Origin of the sequence: Nesterenkonia maliinae, assembly GCF_051262655.1 — a bacterium.
In the GTDB taxonomy this organism is placed as follows: domain Bacteria; phylum Actinomycetota; class Actinomycetes; order Actinomycetales; family Micrococcaceae; genus Nesterenkonia.
This window is the reverse complement of record NZ_JBIMEY010000001.1, coordinates 530,125-554,250: the sequence shown is the minus strand read 5'-3', so window position 1 is coordinate 554,250 and position 24,126 is coordinate 530,125. Positions and strand designations below refer to the sequence as shown.

Sequence of the window (24,126 nt, the reverse complement as noted above, 5' to 3'; positions counted from 1 at the left end):
GGGGTAATCTGGGCGGATGCGCATCGTTCTTGGAGTCAGTGCCGGCATCGCCGCCTATAAGGCGGTCCTCCTCCTGCGACTCATGCGAGAGGCCGGCCACCAGGTCGATGTGATCCCGACCCCCGCGTCGGAGAAGTTCGTCGGACGCGCCACCTGGGAGGCGATCAGCGGCCGCCCGGTCACCACCTCGGTGTTCTCCGGCGTCGACGAGGTCCGCCACGTGCGGCTCGGCCAGGAGGCCGACCTGATCGTCGTCGCCCCCGCCACCGCCGATCTTCTGGCCCGGGCCCGCGCCGGCATGGCCGATGACCTGCTGACCACCACGCTGCTGGCCACCGAGGCACCGGTGCTGCTGGTCCCAGCGATGCACACCGAGATGTGGAACAGCGCGGCCACGACCGAGAACGTCGCCGCGCTGCGCAGCCGCGGCGTCGAGGTCATGGAACCCGCCGTCGGCCGGCTCACCGGCAAGGACACCGGACCCGGACGGCTCCCCGAGCCCGAGCAGATCTTCGCCCGGGTCACCGAGCTGATCGCCGAGCTCTCCGCCGACGGTGACCAGGGCGCGCCCGGGGCCGCCTTCTCCGGACAGCTGCAGGGCCGCACCGTGGTCATCACCGCCGGCGGCACCCGCGAACCCCTGGACCCGGTGCGCTACCTCGGCAACCGCTCCTCCGGCAAGCAGGGCATGGCCCTGGCCGAGGCCTCCGCCGCCGCCGGCGCCCAGGTGCACCTGATCGCCGGGATCATGGACGTCCAGGCCCCGGAGCACGCCGCGACCATCACCGTGGAGCACATCGAGACCGCCGCCGAGCTGCAGGCCGCCGTCCAGCGCGCCGCACCGGAGGCCGACCTGCTCATCATGGCCGCTGCCGTCGCCGACTTCCGGCCCGCCAGCTACGCCGCGCAGAAGATCAAGAAGACCGAGGACGGAGAGAACCCCGTCATCACCCTGGAGCGCAACCCTGACATCCTCGCCGAGACGGTCCAGCACCGCGGGACGACCGGAACCGGGCCCAGCGTCATCGTCGGCTTCGCCGCGGAGACCGGCAGCGCCGAGGCCGACCCGCTGGAGCTGGCTCAGGCCAAGCTGCTGCGCAAGGGCTGCGACCTGCTGGTGCTCAACCAGGTGGGGGAGACGCTGGTCTTCGGACGCGACGAGACCGAGATCCACATCCTCACCGCACCGAGGCTCAGCGGCTCCGACTCCACGGTGAGGACCCTGCGTGGGACCAAGCACGAGGCCGCCGAGGCGATCATCACCGCCGCCGCCGCTTACGTCGTGTGAAGCACGCTGGTCAGGACCGGATCGGCCTGCCGTAGGATGACCGAGTGACGAATTCCAACACCTCCGCGGCTGGGTCCTCGCTGCGCCTCTTCAGCTCCGAGTCCGTGACGATCGGTCACCCGGACAAGATCTGTGACCAGATCTCCGACGCGATCCTCGACGCGCTGCTCGCCGAGGACAAGAACTCCCGGGTGGCAGTGGAGACGCTGACCACGACCGGACTGGTCCATGTGGCCGGTGAGGTCACCACCTCCGGCTACGTGGAGATCCCGCAGATCGTGCGCAACACGTTGTTGGACATCGGCTACGACTCCTCCGCCAACGGGTTCGACGGCGCCCGCTGCGGCGTCTCGATCTCCATCGGCCAGCAGTCCCCCGAGATCTTCGCCGGAGTCTTCAACTCCATGGAGGCCCGCGGGGGCGCCGAGGACCGCCGTGACGCCCAGGGCGCCGGCGACCAGGGCATCATGTTCGGCTACGCCACCAATGAGACCCCGTCCTACATGCCCAGCGCCATCTCGCTGGCCCACCAGCTCTCTGCGCAGCTGACCAAGGTCCGTCAGGACGGCCAGCTGGCGTACCTGCGCCCGGACGGCAAGACCCAGGTCACCATCGGATACGACGGCGACCGCCCGGTCAGCCTCGACACCGTGGTGGTCTCCACACAGCACACCGCAGAGATCTCCCAGGAGCAGCTCCAGCGCGAGATCAGCGCGCAGGTGATCGCTCCGGTGCTGGAGCACACCGGGCTCGACCTGGCCTCACTCTCCGAGATCATCAACCCCTCGGGCCCCTTCGTGGTCGGCGGGCCTGTGGGCGACGCCGGACTGACCGGACGCAAGATCATCGTCGACACCTACGGCGGCTTCTCCCGCCACGGCGGCGGCGCCTTCTCCGGCAAGGATCCCTCGAAGGTGGACCGCTCCGCCGCCTACGCGATGCGCTGGGTGGCCAAGAACGTGGTCGCCGCAGGACTGGCCGACCGCGCCGAGATCCAGATCGCCTACGCAATCGGACGCGCCCACCCGGTGGGCATCTATGTGGAGACCTTCGGCACCGAGAAGGTGGACCCGGCGCAGATCTCCGCCGCCATCGACGCGGTCTTCGACCTGCGCCCGCTGGGCATCATCGAAGATCTCGACCTGCTGCGTCCGATCTACCGCGAGACCTCCAAGAACGGGCACTTCGGCCGCGACGGGGAGAACTTCCCGTGGGAGCGCCTGGACCGGGTCGAGCAGCTGAAGTCCTTCTTCAACGCCTGACCCGCTTCTCAGCGCGCGTAGAGCTCGGTCAAGAGTCGCTGCAGCGCCGCGATCGCGTCGCTGTGTTCACCTCGGTGCCACACCAGCCGCACCTCCACGGGAGGGGCGTCGGAGATCACGCGGTAGAGCACGCCGGCGCGCTGGTGCTGATGTGCCGTGGCCTCTGCGCTGACCCCGATGCCGACCCCCGCAGTGATCGCGTCCAGCCAGGCGTCGACGCTGTCGACCTCTGCGGCGAATTCCGGGCGCTGAGCCTCCGGCCACAGGGCCGGTGTGGTGGTCCCGGCCCGGGTGTCGACCAGCAGCGGGCGCCCCGCGAAGTCGGCCATCCGAATCCGACGGCGAGCCGCCCACTGGTCCTCCGCGGGAAAGCCGGCGACCCGACGCTCCACGCCCACCAGCGCTGAGTCGAAGCGCCCCGGTGGAGGTGGGGTGCGCACGATCGCGACATCCACGAGACCCTCCGCCAGCCCCGCCAGGGGTCCGGAGCCTCGGACCAGCGACAGCGCCACCTGCGACTGCTGCTCGGCCCAGGTGCGCTGCAGCGCCTGTGTGTGCCGGCCGACCGCTGCCCAGGCGTAGCCCAGACGCAGCCGCTCCAAGCCCCGGGAGTCGGCCTCCAGCTGTTCTGCCAGCATCAGCAGATGACGCCCCCGGCGCACGGCCTGTCGCCCCTGCGCGGTCAGCGCCGCCTCACGGGAGCCCCGACGCACGAGGTTCACGCCCCAGGCCTGCTCCAGCGCCTTCAGGGTCCGGGAGACCTGCGCCTGGGAGACGCCCAGGCTGATCGCGGCGTCAGTCAGGCTGCCGCCCTCGGCGATCGCCACCAGTGTGCGGATATGTCGAAGCTCCCATGCCATACGCCAAGCGTATAGCACTCCTTGGCTATGCATTTTGCGCATGTCATGGTCGGGTCGAGACTCGTCCCATGAGCAGATCAGCATCGCCCCTCGCCGGGCGTCCGGGACGAGGAATGGCCGTGATCTCGGCCAGCGCGCTGAGCACCCAGTCCGGCGCCGCCATCGGGTCTCTGGCCTTCTCCACCTTCACTCCGGTCGGGGTGGTGGCGGCGCGGCAGGTGGTCGCCAGCGTGGTGCTGTGCGCGATCGCCCGCCCGCGTTTCTGGCGGTTCAGCGCGGGCCAGTGGTGGGCCGTCGGGCTGCTGGCGTTCTTCTTCGCCGGCATGAACACGGCGCTCTACTCCGCGGTGGACCGGATCGGCCTCGGCACGGCCGTGACCATCGAGTTCCTCGGTCCGCTGGCGGTGGCGCTGCTGTCCTCCCGGCGCGCCCGGGACCTGCTCTGTGCCCTGCTGGCGCTGGCGGGGGTGGTGCTGCTGACCACTCCGGGCCCCACCAGCGACCTGCTGGGACTGGGGCTGGCCGCGGCGGCCGCACTCTGCTGGGCCGGATACATCCTCACCAACCGGCTGGTGGGGGAGCGTGTGCCCGGCGTGCAGGGCACGGCAGTCGCCACGCTGCTCTCCTCGGCCGCGATGGTCCCGGTAGCAGTGGTCATCCTGTGGGAGGTCACACTTCCACCCGAGGCCTTCCTCTATGCGGCCGCCGCCGGGGTGCTCGCCACCGCGGTGCCGTATGCCTTGGACCTCATCGTGCTGCGGCACATCACTCCGCTGGTGTTCGGGCTCGGAATGTCGTTGAACCCGCTCTTCGCCGCGGTGGTGGGGGCGGTGTTCCTGCGTGAGGACATCGACCTGCTCGGCTGGACCGGTGTGGTGCTGGTGGTGGGCAGCAACGCGCTCACACTGGCGGGAGGGGCTCGGGTGCGACCCCGGACGATCGATCTCCAGGCCGACGGCGCCGCCGTGCGCTGACCGGCGGGATGAAGCTCAGGTCCAGGTCCGGATCCAGGTTCAGGGTCAGGTTCAGGTCGAGGATCCGGCAGCGGTCCCGGCCCCAGGGAGCCGATGGTTGGAGGTGCCGCGCCAGCTGCGGTAGGCCCAGATCGTCATCGCCACCACCACGGCCCAGGACACGCCGATCACGACGCCGTTGAGGATGGTCTGGTCTGCGATGAAGGCGCCCAGCGCCACCAGGGCCACCTGTCCGGGCACGGTCGAGATGACGCTGGCCACGACGAAGTCGCGCTGAGTCACGCCGAAGGCGCCGCTGCCGTAGTTCACCGGCCAGTAGGGGACGCCCGGGGTGAGCCGCAGGGCACAGACTGCCTCGAAGCCAGCGCCCTCCAGATGTGCCTCGACCTTCTCGGCGTGAGATCCCAGCAGTCTGCGCACCGCCCGCGTGCCGAGGAACCGCGCCAGGTGGTAGGCGGCGAAGCAGCCGATGAGCACCCCGACGACCGAGAGCACGCTCCCCTCAAGCGTGCCGAAGATCAGTCCGCCGCTGACCGCCATGATGGTCACCGGGATCGGGGTCATCGCCACGACCGCGTAGACCCCGATGAACACCATCCAGCCCGCCCAGCCGAAGTCCTCGATGCGTTGCTGCAGCTCGTCCAGCGGGGGAAGCCGCAGATTGAAGGCGGCGTAGATCATGCCCGCGAGCACCGCGACGAGCAGCGCGTTGCGGATGAAGGAGCCCCACGCGGGACCGAGGGCTTTGTGGCTCATCGGCTCAACTCTCCGCATCGGTATGTGTCCATGGTGAGAGATACGATCGCAGGGCAGCAGGAATCACGGCAAGGGGGTGGATCAGCGTGGCGCAGGACCCAGCACCAGCAGCGGGGCAGCACGCGAACCAGCCTGCCCTGCTGGACTCTCTCGCCCCACAGCCCGCGCCGCAGCTTCCCGCCGGGGCCACCGATGACCTCCCGGTGGCAGAGGTGCTGCTGGAATCCGCCGTGCCACATCTCGATCGCCCCTTCGACTATGTGGTGCCGATCGATCTCGCTGAGAAGATCGTGCCCGGGTGCCGGGTGAAGCTGCGGTTCTCCGGGCGGGAGATGACCGGTTATGTCCTGCGTCGCAAGCAGGAGCCCTCCACCGCCTCGCGGCTTTCCCTCATCACGAAGCTCGTGACCGCCCTGCCGGTGCTCTCCGAGGACATCCTCAGCCTTGCCCAGCAGGTCGCAGAACGCGGCGCAGGGGTCACCGCCGATGTGCTGCGCGCCGCGATCCCGCCGCGCGCCGCCCGGGTGGAGAAGGAGTACGCCGGTCTGCGGGCCCCCACCGCCGAGCTCGACCCCGAGAATCCCCGTCGGCGCAGCGCCGCGCTCGCCTTGAAGTCCTATGGCTCGCAGTCCTGGACCCATCAGGTGCTGGAGCGGGTGCAGGAGTGCCTGGCAGGGGAGGGAGACGCCGTCGTCGTGGTGCCCGACCAGCGCGACGTGGAGACGCTGATGCAGGTCCTCACCGGCACCCTGGGCAGCGGGATCGCGGTCCAGCTGACCGCCGAGATGGGCCCCTCCGCGCGCTACCGGTCCTTCCTGGATCTGCGCTACGGCCAGGCCCGGGTCGCTGTGGGGACCCGCTCTGCGATCTTCGCCCCGGTGGCGCGGCTGCGGCTGCTGATGGTCTTCGAAGACGGCGAGCAGACCCATGCCGCCCCCCGAGCGCCGTATCACCACGTCCGGGAGGTGGCGCTGCTGCGCACGGTGCAGACCGGCGCAGAGCTGGTGATGCTCTCCACCTCCCGCAGCCTGGAGGTGCAGCGGCTGGTCGAGCGCGGCTGGCTCGCCGAGACCGCACCCGAGCGGGAGGAGCGCCGCCGCGCCGCTCCCCGGATGATCGCCACCGCAGACTCCTATGAGCAGGAGCGCGAACCCGCGTTCCGACAGGCCCGACTTCCCGCGGCGGCGTACAAGGCTGCCCGGGACGGGCTGCAGCACGGACCGGTGTTGATCCAGGTCGCGCGCAGCGGGTTCATCCCGGCGGTGCTCTGTGAGCGCTGCCGGAGCCGCCAGCAGTGCCCGCAGTGTCACGGACCGTTGAGCCTGCCGGCCCACCATGGTCAGTCCCGGACGCTGAAGTGCCGCTGGTGCGGGCTGCACCACCGCAATCACCGCTGCGCCGAATGCGGCTCGACCACCTTCCGGGCCGGTACCCGCGGCGCCGACCGCACCGCCCAGGAGCTCGGTCGCGCGTTCCCGAACACCCCGGTGATCTCCTCGACATCGGATCACCCGATCCCCGAGGTGGGCCAGGAGCCGGCCCTGGTGGTCAGCACTCCCGGGGTCGAGCCGGTGGCGGAGACCGGGTATGCCGCGGCGCTGCTGCTCGATGGAGACACCCAGCTCAGCCGGGAGGGCCTGGACGTGCCGCGCCAGGTGCTCTCCCGCTGGTTCCGTGCCGCCTCCCTGGTGCGTCCGCACAAGGACGAGGGCGGCACCGTGGTCATCACCGCCGACGCCGAGGAGCTCACCGCCACCATGGTGCGCTGGGATCCGGTGGGCTATGCCCGCCTTGAGCTCTACAACCGGCTGGAGCTGGGACTGCCGCCGGCCCAACGCATGCTAAGCCTCACCGGTGACCCCGCCGAGGCCGAGGCCTTCCTCGCCCAGGTGCAGCTGCCGGAGGGCCGCGCCTGGATCGGACCGGCCGCGCTGGACGACGGACGGCACCGCTACCTGTTGTTCTTCGGCTACGCCGAGGCCGCGGCCGTGGTCACGGAGATCCGCCGGATCCGGCGCACCCACAGCGCGGCGCCGCCGGGGGCCGCGCGCGGCGGCCGAGGCCTGCGGATCGCTATGGACGACATCGCGAGCCTGCAGTTCTGATAGTGGATCAGTCCAGCGTTGCGACGAATCGCCGCAGCGCGCGGGCGGCCTGGGCCGGCTTCTCGTAGTGCAGCAGGTGTCCGGTGTCGCGCAGGACCTCGGAGTGCGCCTGCGGGAGCATCCGGTGCAGTCGCCGCTGTCCCTCCGGGGTGCTCAGCTGGTCCTTCGCCCCCGGCACCAGCAGCACCGGAAGATCGAGCTGCTGCGCGAACTCGGTGACGGTGTGCCGACTCGAGGCCCAGTAGGCCTGCAGCAGGGTCTGCGGATCGGCGTAGCCGCTGAAATGCCGGCGGTGCTGATCCCGGATGTACGCCACCTGCTCCGGCACACGGGTGACGATCATCGAGGCGTTGGTGACCGCCTGCGCCAGCGGAGAGCGCAGCAGCGCCTGTGCCCACCGGGCGGGCAGCCACTGGCTGGATCGGTAGTAGAGGTCCACGGCGGCCGCCCCGGGCAGCAGGCTCCCGGTGAAGATGTCGTTGCTGATCGGGGCGAACAGCGCGAGCCCGGCCCACCGTCGCGGCTTCCGCGTCTGGGCGGCGGCGTTTGACTCGCTGGCGCTGGCTCCTGAGTCGGACTGCGCGCCATGCGCCGCGACCACGATCGACCCGAAGGAATGGCCCACCAGCACGTCAGCCGGCCCCAGCTCCAAGGCCGCGGCCAGGGCCTCCACGCTGGCCGCATAGGTCGCCAGAGTGTGCTCCGCAGGACCGTGCCCGGCAGAGCGAGCAGAGCTGCGCTGCAGCGGCGGGGTGGCGCCGAAGCCGGGGAGATCCGGGACGAAGACCTCGAACTCCGGCAGCGCGTCCACGATCAGCGCCATCCCGTGGTGGTCCCCGCGGAAGCCATGGATCAGCAGCAGCCGACGTGCCGGACCCCGCGACGAGGGGGCCGCGGTGGGCGCCGGCGCCTGGGCGGGGTAGTGCCAGACCGCCGCTGTGGTGCTCAGCCGGGTTGCGCCGTCGTCGTCGGTCTGGGTGTCCGATCCAGCGGTGAACCGCGTGCTCCGCCCGGTGCCGGTCCTGGAGTCTCCCGAGGCCTCCGGGGCGGCGAAGTCCAGCGGGACGTCTCGTCTGATTCCTGTTCGAGCGGGGTGCTCGGTCCACGTGCGGCTCACTGGCCAAGCCTACCGGTGAACTCAATTAGACTGGCGGGGTCCAAGATACGACCCGACGACGACGAGGTGCCCCCCAGGTGAGCCACGCGAGCGAAACCGCTGCAGCCGATACCCCTGCGACTCCGCCCAGCAGCCCTGCGGCTGACTCCCAGGGTGAGAAGAAGCAGTACTCCTTCCAGGAGATGGAGGCCCGCTGGCTGCCCCTCTGGGAGGAACAGGGCACCTTCGTGGTGGATCCGGCGGACACCCGGGAGAAGAAGTACGTGCTGGACATGTTCCCGTACCCCTCCGGTGACCTGCACATGGGTCACGCCGAGGCCTTCGCCATCGGGGACATCCCCGCCCGGTACGCCCGGCTGCGCGGCTACAACGTGCTGCACCCGATCGGCTGGGACTCCTTCGGGCTGCCCGCGGAGAACGCGGCGATCAAGAACGACGCCCACCCCGCGGACTGGACCTACGCCAACATCGAGACCCAGGCGGCCTCGTTCAAGCGCTATGGGATCAGCACCGACTGGACCCGCCGGCTGCACACCTCGGATGAGTCCTACTACCGCTGGACCCAGTGGCTGTTCCTGCAGTTCTACAACAAGGGCCTGGCGTATAAGAAAGACTCACCGGTCAACTGGTGCCCGAAGGACCAGACCGTGCTCGCCAACGAGCAGGTCGTCGACGGCGCCTGCGAACGCTGCGGCACCGCGGTGATCAAGAAGTCGCTGAACCAGTGGTACTTCAAGATCACCGACTACGCCGACCGGCTCCTCGAGGATATGGAGGAGCTCAAGGGGCACTGGCCTGACCGGGTGCTCTCCATGCAGCGCAACTGGATCGGCCGCTCCACCGGCGCCTCGGTGCGCTTCGAGATCCCCGCCGCACAGGGCGCGCCCGAACACCCGCCGGTCGAGGTCTTCACCACTCGCCCCGACACGCTCTACGGAGTCACCTTCATGGTGGTCGCCGCCGACGCGGACCTGGCGATGGAGCTGGTCACCGAGGAGAAGCGCGCCGAGCTGGAGGCCTACCGGGCCGCCCTGGGCAGCGTCTCCGACATCGAGCGGCAGTCCGCCGAGCGGGACCGCACAGGCGTCTTCCTGGGGCGCCATGCGATCCACCCGGTCACCGGCGAGGAGCTCCCGCTGTGGGCCTCGGACTACGTGCTCGCGGACTACGGCACCGGCGCGGTCATGGGCGTGCCCGCCCACGACCAGCGCGACCTGGAATTCGCCCGCACCATGGGCCTCAAGGTCCGTGTGGTGGTCGACACCGGCGAAGAGGACCCGGCCGAGACCGGCGTCGCCACCGCCGGTGAGGGCAACGCGATCAACTCCCCGGCCTGGGAAGGGCTGAGCAAGGACGCCGCGATCGCGCGCGCCATCGAGGTGCTCGCGGAGAAGACCGTGGGCGAGGCGAAGGTCAACTACCGGCTGCGCGACTGGCTGCTCTCCCGGCAGCGCTTCTGGGGCGCTCCGATCCCGATCATCCACTGCGCCGACTGCGGCGAGGTCCCGGTGCCTGAGGACCAGCTGCCGGTGAAGCTGCCCACCGGGATGCGCGGCGAGCAGCTCGCGCCCAAGGGCAAGTCCCCTCTGGCCGGAGCAACCGACTGGGTCAACGTGGAGTGCCCGTCCTGCGGGGGCGCCGCCACCCGGGACACCGACACCATGGACACCTTCGTGGACTCCTCCTGGTACTACCTGCGCTATATCGACCCCAACAACGACGCAGAGATCTTCCCCAGCGAAGAGATCAACAAATGGCTGCCGGTGGACCAGTACGTGGGCGGCGTCGAGCACGCCATCCTGCACCTGCTCTACTCCCGGTTCTTCACCAAGGTGCTCTTCGACCTGGGCCTGGTGAACTTCACCGAGCCGTTCAAGGCGCTGCTGAACCAGGGTCAGGTCCTCAACGGGGGCAAGGCCATGTCGAAGTCCTTGGGCAACGGGGTGAACCTCGGCGAGCAGCTCGACATCTACGGGGTCGACGCGGTCCGGCTGACCATGGTCTTCGCCTCCCCACCGGAGGACGACGTGGACTGGGCCGACGTCTCGCCCTCGGGTTCGGCGAAGTTCCTGGCCCGCGCCTGGCGACTTGCACAGGATGTCAGCTCCGATGCCGGCATTGATCCTGTGAATGGGGCCCAGGCGCTGCGCGCGGTCACCCACCGGACGATCCAGGACGCGGCCCAGCTGGTCGAGGACAAGAAGTTCAACGTCGTGATCGCCCGCACCATGGAGCTTGTCAACGCCGCCCGCAAGGAGATCGACTCCGGCGCCGGCGCTGCCGATCCGGCAGTGCGCGAGGCTGCGGAGGTCACCGCGCAGATCCTCTCCCTGGTCGCGCCCTACACCGCGGAGGACATGTGGGCGATGCTCGGCCACGAGCCCTCGGTGGCGAACTCAGCCTGGCCGGCCGTGGATGAATCACTGTTGGTCCAGGACACCGTCACCGCGGTGGTCCAGGTGAAGGGCAAGCTGCGCGACAAGCTCGAGGTCGCCGCGGACATCACCGAGGCCGAGCTCGAGGCACAGGCGCTCGCGCTGCCACGGATCCAGCGCTACATCGCCGAAGGCGGCGGGGTGCGCAAGGTCATCGTGCGCGCACCGAAGCTGGTCAATGTCGTGACGGGCTGATGAACCCCCGGCCTGCGGAACGCAGCCAGCAGAGTCTGGTCCGATGGCGCGGCGCCATCGAGGCCGACCTGCTGGCGCGGCGGGCCGCAGCGCCGGGGCGCAAGCCCAATCTGCGCCGCAAGAAGGGACGCATCGCGGTCGTCACCGATTCCTCCTGCTCGCTTCCGGTGGACCGCGGCACCCAGGAGGTGCTGCTGGGTCCTGTAGGGGCGAACATCATCTCGGTGCCGCTCCCGGTGATGATCGGAGAGCAGATCTATCCGGAGACCAGCGAAGAGCTTGACCGGGACCTGCCGCTGGCACTGGCGCAGGGGGATCCGGTGCGGACCTCACGCCCGTCTCCGGGGCGGCTGCTGAACTCCTATCAGGCGCTGCAGGATCAGGGATACGCCGGAGTGGTGTCCATCCACCTCTCCGCGAAGCTCTCCGGCACCGTGGAGGCTGCCCGGTTGGCCGCGGGCCAGCTGGACTTCCCGGTGACCGTCGTCGACTCCCGCCAGGCCGGCCTGGGACTCGGACACGCCGTGATCGACGCGGCGATCACCGCCCAGCTCGGCGGCACCTTGGAGGCGGTGGCCGAGGCCGCCACACGCAGCGCCCACGCCGCAGAATCAGTGTTCGTGCTGCCCAACCTCGATCAGCTGCGCCGCGGCGGCCGGATCAACGCGATGTCCACGCTGATCGGTGGGCTGCTCTGGGTCAAGCCGCTGCTGCAGCTCGTCGACGGCGAGATCCAGCCCGTGGAGCGACCCCGCACCATGCCGCGCGCGCTGGAACGGCTCCAGGCACGGGTGGCGCAGCAGGCGCACGCGATGGACGCTCCGCGGCTCGCGGTGCACGGGTTCGGCAACCCCGCCCAGGCCCTGGAGCTCGCCGAGGCGCTGACTCCGCTCTCCGCCTCCCCGGTGCCGGTGGTGGATCTTCCCCCCGTCCTGGGCGCGCATCTGGGCCTCGGCGCCCTCGCGGTGTCACTGAACCCCGCCCTCCCTGCCGATCCCTGAGACTCCACCCTTCCTGACGCCCCACCCGGAGCTGTTCACTCGGACAGGTTTTCCCCAACGCCGGTCCGACGACGGCGCCGCAGCGGTCTGCGCACAGCCCGGCCCCCTTTCGCGCAGCTGCGCCGACCGGCGCACTAGCCTCGCCCCATGGAAGCCTGGGCCGAGGATCAGCTGACGCGGCGCGAACGGCTGCGCGCGGAACGGGAACTCGAGCACTCCGCCCCAGCGCGGATCCGGTTGAAACTCGCCGGAGTGGTGGTCCTCGTCATCGCGCTGCTGACCTGGCTGGCGGTCTCCTGGCTCAGCAACTCGGGCCCTGCGGGAGTCCCTGTCCCGGACCCTCCGTCGCTGCAGGGCGCTGGGCACCCTGGAGCTGCCTCGGCGGAGACCGAGGAGTCATCGGGTTCGTCGGGGGCGTCACCCCCGAATGCTTCCCAGGCCCCCGGAATCCCAGGCGCTGGGGAAGAACCAGGTGGTGGGGAAGAACCAGGTGGTGGGGAAGAACAAGATGGTGGGGGAGAACCCGGTGGAGGGAGTCAGTCGCCGGGCACCGCCGAGGGGACGCCGGGCGTGCAGGAACCGAGTCCTGTCGTGGTCCACGTGGGCGGCGCCGTCGCGGATCCGGGGGTGGTGGAGCTGCCCTCCGGGGCACGGGTGCATGAGGCGATCCAGGCCGCCGGTGGGATGACCTCCGCGGCAGATCCCGGGGGGCTGAATCTCGCGGCTCCGGTCCTGGACGGCACGCTGATCTGGGTGCCGACGCCGGAGGAGCTCGAGACTGGGATCGGACCTCCGGCGGCCGGGCAGGAGGCGGCCGGCCCACCGGGGGCAGAGGCGGAGTCCGGTTCGGGGTCGGGTGCGGCGCCAGGGGAGGAGGCGGCACCAGGGACCGGGGCGTTGATCAATCTCAACACCGCCGATGCCGCGACGCTGGATGAGCTGCCCGGGATCGGTCCCGCACTCTCGGAGCGGATCATCAGCTATCGCGAGGCCAACGGCCCCTTCGGATCGTTGGAGGAGCTTGCCGGGGTCAGTGGGATCGGGCCGGTGATCTTGGCCGACGTGGAGGGCCTGGTGACCTGGTGACAGCCAGCAAGCCGCTCGATCTGCGGCTGCTTCCGGCCGCCTTGGCATCCTGGGCCGCGGCGCTGGTGGCGGTGCATCTGCCCTGGGAGCCGGCTCTTCAGCTGGGTTGGATCTTGCTGTGCACGGGCGCGCTGCTGAGCGTGAGTGTCGGGCTGTTCAACCGGCTGGTGTCCCATCCGGTGACGTTGCATGCGCTGCTCTGCTGCGTTCTGACCGGGGTCGTCGCACTCCAGGCGGGGACGGAGGCCCGGGCGCATGTGCAGAGTGGGTGGGAGCAGGCGGTGCAGGGGGACGCCCCGGTCACGGTGACACTGCGGATCTCGGGCCAGCCGGAGCTGCTGGCAGCCCCGGGATTCGGCGGTGAGGCCCGAATCATGGCCCGGGCGTTGGTGGAGACGGCCACCCTGTCGGGGGAGCAGCCCCCTGTGGTTGTGGACGCCCCTGTGGTGATCATCCAGGACGCTGCAGCGCAGGCTGGCGGTGCCGACGCTGCAGACCCCGCAGGTGCCGCAGACCCCGCAGGTGCCGCAGACTCCGGCGGGAGGGCCGCCGCCGAGGACCTGCCCCTCATCACGGGTCAGCGCTATCAAGGACTGGTGCGGCCCAATCCGACGGACCCGGGCCAGCGGGAGACTGCGGTGCTCTTTCCCTTCGGAAAACCGCTGGAGCCGCTTCCTGCCGACGGTCGCGCCGAGTTCACCGAGATCTTCAACGGACTGCGCTCCGCCACCGCGGCGGCTTCCTCCCATGCGTTGGGCGACGCCCCCGCACTGCTGCCGGGGCTGATCCTAGGGGACCGCACGCACCAGGATGAGGAGCTCAGCGAAGCGATGCGCACCGCGGGCCTGAGCCACCTGACCGCGGTGAGCGGCGCCAATTGCGCCCTGGTCATGGGTGCGCTGATGGGGCTGCTCCGGCTGGTGCGGGCTCCGCGCTGGATGACGGTTCCGGTCGCGCTGATCGGTCTGGTGCTCTTCGTGCTGCTGGTGCACCCGGAGCCCAGTGTCATCCGCGCCGGGGTGATGGGCAGCATCGCCGCAGTGTCGCTCTTCGCCGGTCGCGGCCGGGCAGCGTTCTCGCTGCTCTGCGTCTGTGTGCTCGGGCTGCTGGTCTTCGATCCGTACTACGCGATTGAACCGGCGTTCCAGCTCAGCGCCGCCGCCACGGCGGGGATCGTGCTGATCGGCACCAGGATCCGGGAGCGGCTGGAGGGGTTCCTGCCGGCGGTGCTCGCGGCTCCGCTGGCCCTGGCGTTCTCGGCCCAGCTCTTCGTCACACCGGTCTTGCTGCCGCTTTCGGCAGCGATGAGCACCTATGCGGTGCCGGCCAATGTTCTGGCCGCGCCGTTCGTCCCGTTCATCACCGTGCCGGGGACCTTCGCGGCGGTGATCTCCACGACTCTGCCCTGGTTGGCGGTGCCGATCCTCTGGTGCTGCGGTTGGGCCGCAGCCTGCCTCGGGCTGATCGGCAGGATCGCTGCCGGGCTTCCCCGGGCCACCGCGCCGTGGCCCGAGGGCTGGCTGGGCTGGGCCCTGGTGGTGCTCTACGTCTGCGCGGCCGTGGTGCTGGCTTGGGGTCTTGTGGATCGGTTCCGGCGTTGGCAGGTGGTTCTCCTGGTGATGGCCGCGGCTGCGGTGCTCGCGCTGGTGCTTCCGGTGGCGGCGCTGGTGCCCTCGCGCGGTCTGGATCAGTGGCGGGTGGCGCTGTGTGATGTGGGTCAGGGGGACATGCTGGTGATCCGCACCCGGGAGGATGCCGGTGTGGTCGTGGACACGGGGGAGGACCCGCTGCTGGCCGATCGGTGCCTCGAGACGCTCGGGGTGAGCACTGTTGAGGCGCTGGTGCTCACCCATGAACATCGCGACCATTACGGAGGCACCGCCGGGGTCATCGAGGACCGCACACCGGAACTGGTCCTGCATGCCGGCAGCGCGAAATGGGAGGTGGCAGCCGAGGTCGAGTCTGTGAGGGAACTGCCTCCGGGCGTACTTGTGCATCGGCCCCAGGCTGGCGAGACGTTCGAGTTCACAGAGCAGCTCAGTGTGCGGATGACGGTGTGGGCTGCGGAGTCTCATCATGCTGAGGCCAATGACAACTCGCTGGTGGCTCTCTTCGAGATCGCGGATCCGGAGCTGCCCGACGGAGTGGTGGGCTCAGCAGCTCAGCCCCTGCGCCTATTGACTCTGGGAGATCTGGAAGAAGAGGTGGCGGCGTCGTTGCTGCGCCGAATAGGGGCGCCTGCGGGGATTCACCTGCTGAAAGTCGCCCATCATGGAGCGGCCAACGGGGGTACGCAGGTGCTGGAGGCGAGCCGTCCCGCCGCGGCGCTGATCGGAGTCGGAGAGGACAACAGCTATGGACATCCCTCGGAAGAAATCCTGGGCACTCTGGAGGGTCTCGGCGCTACGGTCTACCGCACCGATCTACATGGCACCGTGGTTTTCAGCCTCGGGGAAGAAGGGCTTACCGCGGTTGCGCTGCCTTGACTTGTGCGCGTGTCAGGCGTGCTTGTGAAGCATCCTGGTTGTCCTCCCCACCTCCTGCGATTCCGACGAGTTGGGTATCCAGTTTTCCCGTGTTGGGTCGGGTCATGCGACCCCCTGGCCGGGTTGGACGAACAGGTTTCGCGACTTCCAGTGCAGAGACCTTGGAGCCTTCCGGATCGAGATGCCCAAGGGTCGCTCACATTGCCGACATCCCGAGGCTCGACCTGGTCGGACTTCGGACGCGGAAGACCCCTCCGAGTAGCTCGGGGGAGAGCGCGTGGGGAGTGCAAGCCAGGTTGGTGTAGTTGAGACGGGCCTGGCAGACCCTACTTCCAGTGTGCGCCGGTCCTCCCATCCGTGGTTGGCAGGTGACTGGTACAGTCGCGTCATTGTCAAGTGAATCGCACGGCTCAGGTGCCGCGCTGATCGGAACGGATGATTGGATGAGCTGGCTGGGCTCGGATCCTTAGCTGGCTCCGGCTTATACATGACGAGGTAAACCGGTCGGCAGTGATTCCTGGACCAAACCACGCGTCCAATGAACTCACCCGAGCGTCACCGAGCTTTATGGCTCGGCCCAACCCACATTGCAGAGCACTTGAACTCTGGTGTTGCGGCACAGCATTCAAGACCGCACGGAAAGTTAGCGATGAAGAAACTGACACCGATACTTCTGATTGTGATCGGGGCAACGCTCATGACCGTACAGATTTACACAGAGAGCGAACCCGGAGCCATCCCGCTAGCGTTGATCGTTCTCGGGGTCAGTTTGTACTTCATCGCGCGACTTCGAGATCGGCGAGATCATGAAAATTCTCAGTGATTGAGCAGCTTGCGGTCCTTCTGTGACCGTGAGTGTATGGATTCTCCAGGCAGAAATCGCGCCGCACAGGCACGCACGATCTGAGCTCGAGAGCTCCATTTCAGCCAGACGCCGCACCATGTCCGGGGTGGGGCGGTTGAGGGACTCGTTGAGAGACAGTCGGGTCTCTGGGTCAGCCGCTGCGTCTGCTTGCGATGGGCGACACGGAAGAAGACGTGGCGGCGTCGTTGCTTCGCCCGGCGGGAGTGCCCGGGAGGGTTCATCTGCTCAAGGTCGCCCACCATGGGGCCGCCAATGGCGGCACCCAGCTGCTGGAGGCGACCCGGCCTAGCGGTGGCGCTCATCGGGGTGGGGGAGGAGAACACCTACGGACACCCCTCCGCGGAGATCATCCGCACCCTGGAGGGTCTCGGTGCCTCGGTTTGTTGCACCGATCTGCACGGCACGGTGGTGTTCAGCCTGGATGAGGAAGGGCTCGAGGCGCTCGCGGTTCCTTGAACCGGTCGACGACATGTGAGGTCCCCTCGGCCTCTGCTCTGAGCCTGAAAAGTTCTTGAAAATTGCCTGATCGGGGGAGAGACTATTGCCATCAACCGCTTTTCTCAGCGTCGCGGGGAGGCGATCGTGAGTAGTGTGGGGTTGCTCTACGTCGGTGGGGTGTTGATCATCAATGGACTGATGTTGCTCGGTGTCGTGCCTGGCAAAGCCGCCGCCGCCATGAACTTGTTTGTCGGGGCAATGCAGGTCGTGTTTCCGACGATCATCCTCGCGCAGTCTGATGGCGACCCCGGGGTCATACTGGGCGCATCGGGGCTGTTCCTCTTTGGTTTCACCTACCTGTACGTTGCGTGGAACCTCCTGACCGGTGCACCCGGTGAAGGTCTGGGCTGGTTCTCCCTCTTTGTCGCGGCGTGCGCCACGGTCTACGGCACCCTCCACTTCACTCTGATCGATGACCCGTTGTTCGGGGTCATCTGGTTCTCCTGGGCAGTGCTCTGGTTCATGTTCTTTGTGCTGCTCGGCCTCGGCAGAGACAGCATCCAGCGTCGGACCGGCTGGTTCACCGTGTTCCTCGGCATCTTTACCGGGGCAGTTCCGTCATTCCTGCTGCTCACAGAGAACTACCCGAACACCGATGGATCAGCCCTGGTCGGCGCTGCACTGGCAGTGGGGCTGTTCATTCTCGCCTGGCTCCTCGGCGCGCCAAAGAGAACAGGCATCTCCCGCGACAACAGCACGGTGGATGCTTCGACCTGAAAAACGCCCTTTCGAGTGTCCGACAGCAACAGGATGGTGAGGTCATATGCCGATCTACAGCTTCAAGTGCGAGCACGGTTGCAGGTTCGACGCCTCCTACTCGATGGACGCAGTTCCGCGGCATCGACCCTGCCAGTATTGCGAGGCATCGGCCGTCCGGCTCGTCACCTCCGTGAACCTGTCCCGAGCAGGTAGTCCGGCGTTCAAAGCGGTCGAGGGTTCCCTGCGAAGTGCACACGAGCCGGACGTTGTGACCAGGCTGCCCGGTCAGGCCGGACGGCCGGCTCCGATCACTCGGGACCCGCGTCACGCAAAGCTCCCGCGGACCTGAACGGAGGTTCTTCTGCCCACCATGTGACATGACCACAGGCAGTGTTGAATTCAGAAGGAGAAGTAGAGATGCCAAAAAACCTGTTCAAATTGGATTCCTCCAAGAAGTTCGGCGACCAGGAGAAGCTGGGCCACAATCGCTGGCACCCCGAGATTCCACCCGTGGCGACGGTGAAGCCCGGCGAAAGTTTCCGTGTGGACTGCCGAGAATGGTTCGACGGTGCCATCGAGAACAACGATTCCGCGGAGGACATCCTCAATGCCCCGTTGCTCACGGTCCACGTGTTGAGCGGACCGTTCCACGTCGAGGGGGTCAAGCCCGGGGACCTGCTCATCGTGGACATTCTGGACGTCGGTCCGATCCCGCAGGAAGACGAGGGTCCGCTCGCCGGACAGGGCTGGGGATACACCGGCATCTTCTCAAGGAACAACGGGGGTGGATTCCTCACCGAGCAGTTCCCCGACGCCTATAAGGCAGTGTGGGATTTCTCGGGACAGACTGCGACGTCGCGGCACGTCCCAGGCGTCTCCTTCACCGGCATCATCCATCCAGGACTCATGGGCACCGCGCCCTCCGCGGAGCTGCTCGCGAAGTGGAATGCTCGTGAGGGGGCCCTGATCGGGACAGATCCAGACCGGGTGCCTCCACTCGCGCTTCCCCCTGAGTCTGAGCATGCGGTCCTCGGAGGTCTTGACCACGGCGAGTGGGACAGAGTCGGCTCTGAGGCGGCCCGTACAGCTCCACCTCGTGAGAATGGGGGAAATCAGGACATCAAGAACCTCACCAAGGGGAGTCGAGTCTTCTATCCGGTGTTCGTCGACGGCGCCAATCTCTCTCTCGGGGACCTGCACTTCTCGCAGGGAGACGGTGAGATCACGTTCTGCGGGGCCATCGAGATGGGCGGCTTCATAGATCTGCGGGTCGATGTGATCAAGGGCGGTATGGAGACCTACGGCGTCACAGAGAACGCGATCTTCATGCCCGGCAACGTCGATCCGCAATACAGCGAGTGGCTGGCGTTTTCAGGCACCTCCGTGACTCTCGACGGTGAACAGCGGTATCTCGACTCCCACCTGTCCTACCAGCGCGCATGTCTGCACGCCATCGACTACCTGACGAAGTTCGGCTACAGCCCGGAGCAGGCGTATCTGCTGCTCGGCGCGGCGCCGATCGAAGGGCGACTCTCGGGCGTCGTCGATATTCCGAACTCATGTTCCACGGTCTATCTGCCGACCGCGATCTTCGACTTCGACGTTCGTCCGTCCGCGTCGGGTCCCGTGCAGATCGACCCAGGCATCGGTGCACCCAGTGCAGCGAATCAGAAGTAGCCTCCGCCTGAGGTGAATGGGTGAGTGCCCCTGCGACGGCAGAAGCTGTTCGAAGAGCCAGCGGGGGCGCTCACCCAGGTGAAAGGTGCGGAACACCCATCTGCCCAGAGTGGGTGAGGGTTGGTCACCCACGGCGAGGCTGACAGTACCGGGAAGGGCCCGGGCCGTGGACTGCAGTTCAGCGGTCAGACTGTTTCAGGCATGTTCTCCTGCTTGTTCTCCTCGCTGCTGCCGCCGGCGGGACCCTCGGCCGCGCGCTCCAACCGGATGATCACGCCTTTCGACACCGGAGTATTGCTGCCCTGGACGGTGTCATCGAGCGGCACCAGCACGTTGCCCTCCGGGTAGTAGACCGCGGCGCAGCCACGAGCCGTGGGGTAGGACACGGCACGGAATTTCCTCAGCACCCTGTCTTTGCCGTCCCGGTACTCGCCGTGCACATCCACCAAGTCACCAGCAGTGAAGCCGAGCAGAGCCAGGTCCTCAGGGTTCACGAGGATTACGTGCCGTCCCTTCTTGATCCCCCGATACCGGTCGTTGTAGCCGTAGATGGTGGTGTTGAACTGGTCATGTGAGCGCATGGTCTGAAGAATCAGTCGACCGGGCGGGCAGTCCATCGGATCCAGCTCATTCACGGTGATCATCGCTTTGCCACTTGGCGTGTTGAACGTGCGGGAGTCCCGCGGCCCGTTCGCCAGCAGGAAGCCGTCCTTCTCCCGGATGCGCCGATTGTAGTGCTCGCAGCCCGGCACCACATGGGAGATGTGATCACGGATGAGATCGTAATCATCTTCGAATCCCTGCCAGTCAGCTGCGATCTGGCTCCCGAGGGTCGCGTGGGCTATGCGGCTGACGATGGCGATCTCGGAAAGCAGGTTCGGCGCCACGGGTTCGACCCGGCCTTCGGAGGAATGGACCGCGCTGACGGTGTCTTCCACGGAGACGAACTGCGGACCGGACGCCTGCACATCGATCTCGGTGCGGCCCAGCGTCGGCAGTATGAGTGCTTCCTGACCCACCATGGTGTGGGATCGATTCAGTTTCGTGGAGATCTGCACGTTCATCTCGAGGTTCTGCATCGCTGCCTCGGTTGCCGCGGTGTCAGACATCGCGGCCGCAAAATTGCCGCCAAGGGAGAGGAAGAATCTGATGTCGCCGTCCCGCATTCCTCGCACTGCAGCGACCGAGTCGACCCCGTGCTCGCGTGGAGGTTCGAACGAGAATTCCTTCGCGAGGCTATCGAGGAAGGATGTCGGCATCTGTTCCCAGATTCCCATGGTGCGGTCACCCTGGACGTTGGAATGGCCGCGAATCGGTGACGCACCAGCTCCTGGTCGGCCGAAGTTTCCACGCAGGAGGAGCAGATTGATGATCTCCTTGATCGTCCCGACACCGTTCTTCTGCTGGGTGACGCCCATCGCCCAGGTGATGATCACCGAGTCGGCATTGATGTAGCGGTCGGCCAGTTCATCGATCTCTTCGGAACGCAGCCCCGTCGCTTCCAGCACGGTCTGCTCCTCCAGGTGTGACAGGTGTTCACGCAGCGCGCTGAGACCCTCACAGTGTTGTGCGATGAATTCGTGGTCGAGCACGCGGCCAGGGCTTTTGTCCTCAGCCTCGAGCACCCGCTTGGAGAGAGCCTGCAGCAGCGCCATGTCGCCGCCTGCTCGGATCTTCAGGAACTGATCAGCCAGATCGGTGCCTCGTCCGATGATGCCCTTGGGCTTCTGTGGGTTCTTGAACCGGCGCAGGCCTGCCTCGGGCAGGGGGTTGACCGCGACGATCTGACCGCCGTTCTCCTTCTGCTTCTCCATCGCGCTGAGCATGCGCGGATGGTTGGTCCCAGGGTTCTGACCTATCAGGATCATCAGATCGCAGGTGAGGAAATCGTCGTACGCGACCGTCGCCTTGCCGACGCCGATGGTCTCACCCATTGCCACGCCGGATGATTCGTGGCACATGTTCGAGCAGTCGGGCATGTTGTTGGTGCCGAATCCGCGGATGAACAACTGGTAGATGAACGCCGCTTCGTTCGAGGCACGGCCGCTGGTATAGAAGGCAGCTTCATCAGGGGAAGAGAGTCCTTTGAGTTTTTCGGACACTATCTTGATGGCCGTGTCCCAGTCGATGGGTCGATAGTGTGCATCACCCGCAGCCTTGTAGACGGGCTCTGTGAGTCGGCCCTGCATCCCGAGCCAGTACTCGGAGCGGCCCCGCAGCTCGCTGATCGGGTGTTCGGCCCAAAAGTCTGAGGCCACCGTGACCGGTGTGGCTTCCCAAGTGACGGCTTTGGCCCCGTTCTCGCAGTACTCGAACGTGCTCCGGTGATCGGCAGGGTCCGGCCATGCGCAGCTCATGCAGTCGAATCCCTGTTTCTGATTCATGGAGAGCAGCGTGCGCGCACTGCGCTCGATTCCCATGTGCTTGAGCGCCGGCTGCATCGAGTGATAAACACCTTGCATTCCGGCAGCCCACTTCTTGGGCTCCTCGATCTCGAGATCGTTCTCGTCAGCTTCATCCACGGGAGGGTTGGAGCGAGTCATGGGACATCCCTTCTGGGCCGCGTCTCGTTGGACAACGGTCCTACCTGTGCCATTGTGACTCACCAGCCGCCTCAAGGCCCCAGGTGCCGCCCCTCTGCACTGAGATTTCGGATGAAGCTGGTGAGGTGAGCCTCGAGAGTGCGTGGCGAAATAGACTGAGGATATGAAGCTCGTTGAGGTCGACGGTATCGAGCTCGAAGTCAACGACGTGGGGTCGGGGGATCCGGTCGTGCTGGTGCAAACAGCTCTGACCGCCGATGAACTGGCGCCGCTGGCCAGGCACCTTGCTGAGCTTGGGGTGTACCGAGTCATCGTCTATCACCGGCGCGGGTACGCGGGCAGCCACCCGGTCCGAGGACCGGGGTCGATGCCCCGGGATGCCGCGGACTGCCGGCGCCTGAACGACGCGCTGCAGCTGGGGCCGGTGCACATCGTCGGCTATTCCTACAGCGGGGGCGTCGCGATGCAGCTTGCCCACGACACTACCGAGCACGTTCGGACACTGACCCTGATCGAACCTCCCCCGGTGCATGTGACAAGCGCCGGTTCGTTTCGGTCAGCGAACGCCTGACCCCAGGACATCAGACGGGTGCGAGGGCCTGACGCGGCGCTCGGCGACTTCATGACCAGGATGATCGGGCCCGAGTGGCGAACGGAGATCGAGCAGATGCTTCCCGGAGCGGTCACCCAGATGCAGGCCGATGCCAGGACGTTCTTCGACACTGACGTGCCGGCGTTGTTGTCCTGGCGCTTCGACGCCGAGGACGCCCGGCACATCGACTGCCCGGTGCTGCACATCGGCGGCCGCGAAAGCGGACCCTGGTTCACTGAAGTCCGCGCGCTGATCCTCACGTGGTTCCCCCACGCCGAGGACGTCCTGCTGGCCGGGGCCGATCACTCGCTCGTCTTGACTCACGCCCCCGAGATCGCGGGCGTGATCGCGGACTTTCTCTACCGCCACACGCTCCCGACCCGTGGCAGTTGAACGCACCGGCATAGAGAGATTCATGAACCTGCTGCGAGCCATATCAGGCGCCAACTCCCATGCTGGAGACCATCACCCCGGGTGATCTTGGGGGCGGACCTGCCCAGGGTCCTGCAGCCACGCGCTCAGGACCCGGCAGGCCAGGTCGAGGTTGCCCATCTGGCAGTGCTGGTCGGCCCGCTCCGCCTCGGTGAACATGCGCACCGTGACGGTGCGAGCCGCTGTCAGCGCCTGAGCCTGTGCCCTCGTCAACGACGGCGGCTGGAAGGCGTCATGCTCGCCGCACATCAACAGCACGTCCTGAGTCACTCGGTCGCTGCCCAGGTGCTCGGCGTTCATCCCCATGAACCAGTCGACCACATCCACAGGGTCGTCGCTGTCGAGCAGGTACAGGGTCTGTTCGACCACGGCGCGCAGCGTCGGCGCCAGCCGAGCTCGGGTGCGCACACTCCATCGCATGAACCGCCGGTGCCCCACCATCGTGCGGAGTGGACCGCGCAGCGGAGCGGGCACCCGGTACAGCAAGTCGTACACCGGCGGCCAGGAGACGACCCGGTCGATGCGCGGCTCGCGTCCTGCGGCACGAAGGGCCCAGTACCCACCCATCGAGATGCCGACCAGCGCCGCCCGCTCGAGCTGGAAATGGTCCAGCACCGCGCTGACCGGCTTCTCCCAGTCATGATCGAAGGTCAGTCCGCTCAAGGTCCGGGCGCCGCCCTGTCCCGGACCTTCGAAGGCGACGACGTCGAATCCGGCCGCGGCGATGCGCTGCCATACGGGATAGAACTCCTCGATCACCGAGTCGAACCCGCCGTGCACCAGGACCGTGGCCGCAGCGGGTGATCGGGTCGTCGGCAGCAGGTACGCCGGCAGGGAGGCGCCGGCGAAGGGGACGTCGTGGCGCACCACACCCCCACCCGCGACCAGGTCGTCGAAGAGGCGTCGGTACCGGCGGTAGCGCTCTGCCTTCTCCGCCGAGCGAGGTGGAGTGAAGAACTCGGCGATCCGCATATATCCCGTGGCATGCACGGCCCGGCCTTCTGCGGCCGCCTGCCTCGACAGGGCCTCGAACACGACGACGCAGTCGGCTGCCGAGCGCACTCTGGAGGCTGCGGCGAGCAGCTCCTCGCGGTCGGCGAAGCCCAGGGCATGGGCTCGGTTGAGCTGGTAGTTGATGTAGCGGCGGCGATGGAAGCGCTCGAAGCCGACCGGCAGGTCCATCAACTCATGGGCAGTGCTTGATGCTTCGGACATTGAAGACTCCTTCGTCATCATGAACCGGGTCGCGTGAGCT

The 24,126-nt window shown here is 67.4% G+C and carries 18 protein-coding genes; 13 read left to right on the top strand and 5 right to left on the bottom strand.

The window, feature by feature from the left end:
* Positions 1-16: 16 nt before the first annotated feature.
* Positions 17-1,288: a bifunctional phosphopantothenoylcysteine decarboxylase/phosphopantothenate--cysteine ligase CoaBC gene (gene coaBC, locus ACHAA4_RS02570; protein WP_435772622.1), complete on the top strand. Its 1,272-nt coding sequence runs from the start codon at positions 17-19 to the stop codon at positions 1,286-1,288.
* Positions 1,289-1,332: 44 nt separating this feature from the next.
* Positions 1,333-2,550 carry a methionine adenosyltransferase gene (gene metK / locus ACHAA4_RS02565; protein ID WP_435772621.1) on the top strand — a complete coding sequence of 406 codons (1,218 nt, stop codon included), beginning with the start codon at positions 1,333-1,335 and terminating at the stop codon, positions 2,548-2,550.
* Between the two features lie 8 nt (positions 2,551-2,558).
* On the opposite strand, the gene ACHAA4_RS02560 is transcribed toward metK, so the two are convergent.
* On the bottom strand, positions 2,559-3,410 hold the full coding sequence (locus ACHAA4_RS02560) for a LysR family transcriptional regulator (protein WP_435772620.1): 852 nt from the start codon (positions 3,408-3,410) through the stop codon (positions 2,559-2,561).
* 68 nt (positions 3,411-3,478) lie between these two features.
* On the opposite strand from ACHAA4_RS02560, the gene ACHAA4_RS02555 reads away from it, so the two are divergent.
* The gene (locus ACHAA4_RS02555) at positions 3,479-4,384 is read left to right on the top strand and encodes an EamA family transporter (protein ID WP_435772619.1); all 906 of its coding nucleotides are present in this window, start codon (positions 3,479-3,481) and stop codon (positions 4,382-4,384) included.
* 51 nt (positions 4,385-4,435) lie between these two features.
* On the opposite strand, the gene ACHAA4_RS02550 is transcribed toward ACHAA4_RS02555, so the two are convergent.
* Positions 4,436-5,140: a TVP38/TMEM64 family protein gene (locus ACHAA4_RS02550; RefSeq protein ID WP_435772618.1), complete on the bottom strand. Its 705-nt coding sequence runs from the start codon at positions 5,138-5,140 to the stop codon at positions 4,436-4,438.
* An 86-nt stretch (positions 5,141-5,226) separates the two neighbouring features.
* On the opposite strand from ACHAA4_RS02550, the gene ACHAA4_RS02545 reads away from it, so the two are divergent.
* Positions 5,227-7,245, top strand: coding sequence for a primosomal protein N' family DNA-binding protein (locus ACHAA4_RS02545; protein WP_435772617.1), 2,019 nt, complete (start codon positions 5,227-5,229; stop codon positions 7,243-7,245).
* Between the two features lie 7 nt (positions 7,246-7,252).
* On the opposite strand, the gene ACHAA4_RS02540 is transcribed toward ACHAA4_RS02545, so the two are convergent.
* Positions 7,253-8,362 carry an alpha/beta fold hydrolase gene (locus ACHAA4_RS02540; protein WP_435772616.1) on the bottom strand — a complete coding sequence of 370 codons (1,110 nt, stop codon included), beginning with the start codon at positions 8,360-8,362 and terminating at the stop codon, positions 7,253-7,255.
* Positions 8,363-8,439: 77 nt separating this feature from the next.
* Here ACHAA4_RS02540 and leuS point away from each other — a divergent pair, with 77 nt between their 5' ends.
* The 7 genes from leuS to fmdA all read left to right on the top strand — a co-directional run bounded on the left by leuS (position 8,440) and on the right by fmdA (position 19,304).
* A complete protein-coding gene (gene leuS, locus ACHAA4_RS02535) occupies positions 8,440-10,992 on the top strand; it encodes a leucine--tRNA ligase (RefSeq protein WP_435772615.1) in 2,553 nt (850 codons plus the stop codon).
* The gene (locus ACHAA4_RS02530) at positions 10,992-11,993 is read left to right on the top strand and encodes a DegV family protein (RefSeq protein ID WP_435772614.1); all 1,002 of its coding nucleotides are present in this window, start codon (positions 10,992-10,994) and stop codon (positions 11,991-11,993) included. The genes leuS and ACHAA4_RS02530 overlap by 1 nt, the downstream gene beginning before the upstream one ends.
* Positions 11,994-12,140: 147 nt before the next feature.
* Positions 12,141-13,079, top strand: a complete 939-nt coding sequence (locus ACHAA4_RS02525; RefSeq protein ID WP_435772613.1) for a helix-hairpin-helix domain-containing protein — start codon at positions 12,141-12,143, stop codon at positions 13,077-13,079.
* Positions 13,076-15,565, top strand: coding sequence for a ComEC/Rec2 family competence protein (locus tag ACHAA4_RS02520; RefSeq protein WP_435772612.1), 2,490 nt, complete (start codon positions 13,076-13,078; stop codon positions 15,563-15,565). The genes ACHAA4_RS02525 and ACHAA4_RS02520 overlap by 4 nt, the downstream gene beginning before the upstream one ends.
* A 1,156-nt stretch (positions 15,566-16,721) precedes the next feature.
* On the top strand, positions 16,722-16,886 hold the full coding sequence (locus ACHAA4_RS02515) for a hypothetical protein (RefSeq protein WP_435772611.1): 165 nt from the start codon (positions 16,722-16,724) through the stop codon (positions 16,884-16,886).
* A gap of 126 nt (positions 16,887-17,012) precedes the next feature.
* A complete protein-coding gene (locus tag ACHAA4_RS02510) occupies positions 17,013-17,645 on the top strand; it encodes an AmiS/UreI family transporter (protein WP_435772610.1) in 633 nt (210 codons plus the stop codon).
* A 399-nt stretch (positions 17,646-18,044) separates the two neighbouring features.
* Complete coding sequence (gene fmdA / locus ACHAA4_RS02505; protein ID WP_435772609.1) at positions 18,045-19,304, top strand: formamidase; 1,260 nt, start codon at positions 18,045-18,047, stop codon at positions 19,302-19,304.
* Positions 19,305-19,489: 185 nt separating this feature from the next.
* Here fmdA and ACHAA4_RS02500 read toward each other — a convergent pair whose 3' ends face one another.
* Entirely contained in the window at positions 19,490-21,847 is a 2,358-nt protein-coding gene (locus ACHAA4_RS02500; RefSeq protein WP_435772975.1) for an FdhF/YdeP family oxidoreductase, read from the bottom strand.
* Positions 21,848-22,010: 163 nt separating this feature from the next.
* Here ACHAA4_RS02500 and ACHAA4_RS02495 point away from each other — a divergent pair, with 163 nt between their 5' ends.
* Positions 22,011-22,418 (top strand): alpha/beta fold hydrolase, encoded by a 408-nt coding sequence (locus ACHAA4_RS02495; RefSeq protein ID WP_435772608.1) that lies wholly within the window; start codon positions 22,011-22,013, stop codon positions 22,416-22,418.
* 51 nt (positions 22,419-22,469) lie between these two features.
* Positions 22,470-22,832 carry an alpha/beta fold hydrolase gene (locus ACHAA4_RS02490; RefSeq protein WP_435772607.1) on the top strand — a complete coding sequence of 121 codons (363 nt, stop codon included), beginning with the start codon at positions 22,470-22,472 and terminating at the stop codon, positions 22,830-22,832.
* Positions 22,833-22,904: 72 nt separating this feature from the next.
* On the opposite strand, the gene ACHAA4_RS02485 is transcribed toward ACHAA4_RS02490, so the two are convergent.
* On the bottom strand, positions 22,905-24,086 hold the full coding sequence (locus ACHAA4_RS02485) for an alpha/beta fold hydrolase (RefSeq protein WP_435772606.1): 1,182 nt from the start codon (positions 24,084-24,086) through the stop codon (positions 22,905-22,907).
* Between the last annotated feature and the right edge of the window lie 40 nt (positions 24,087-24,126).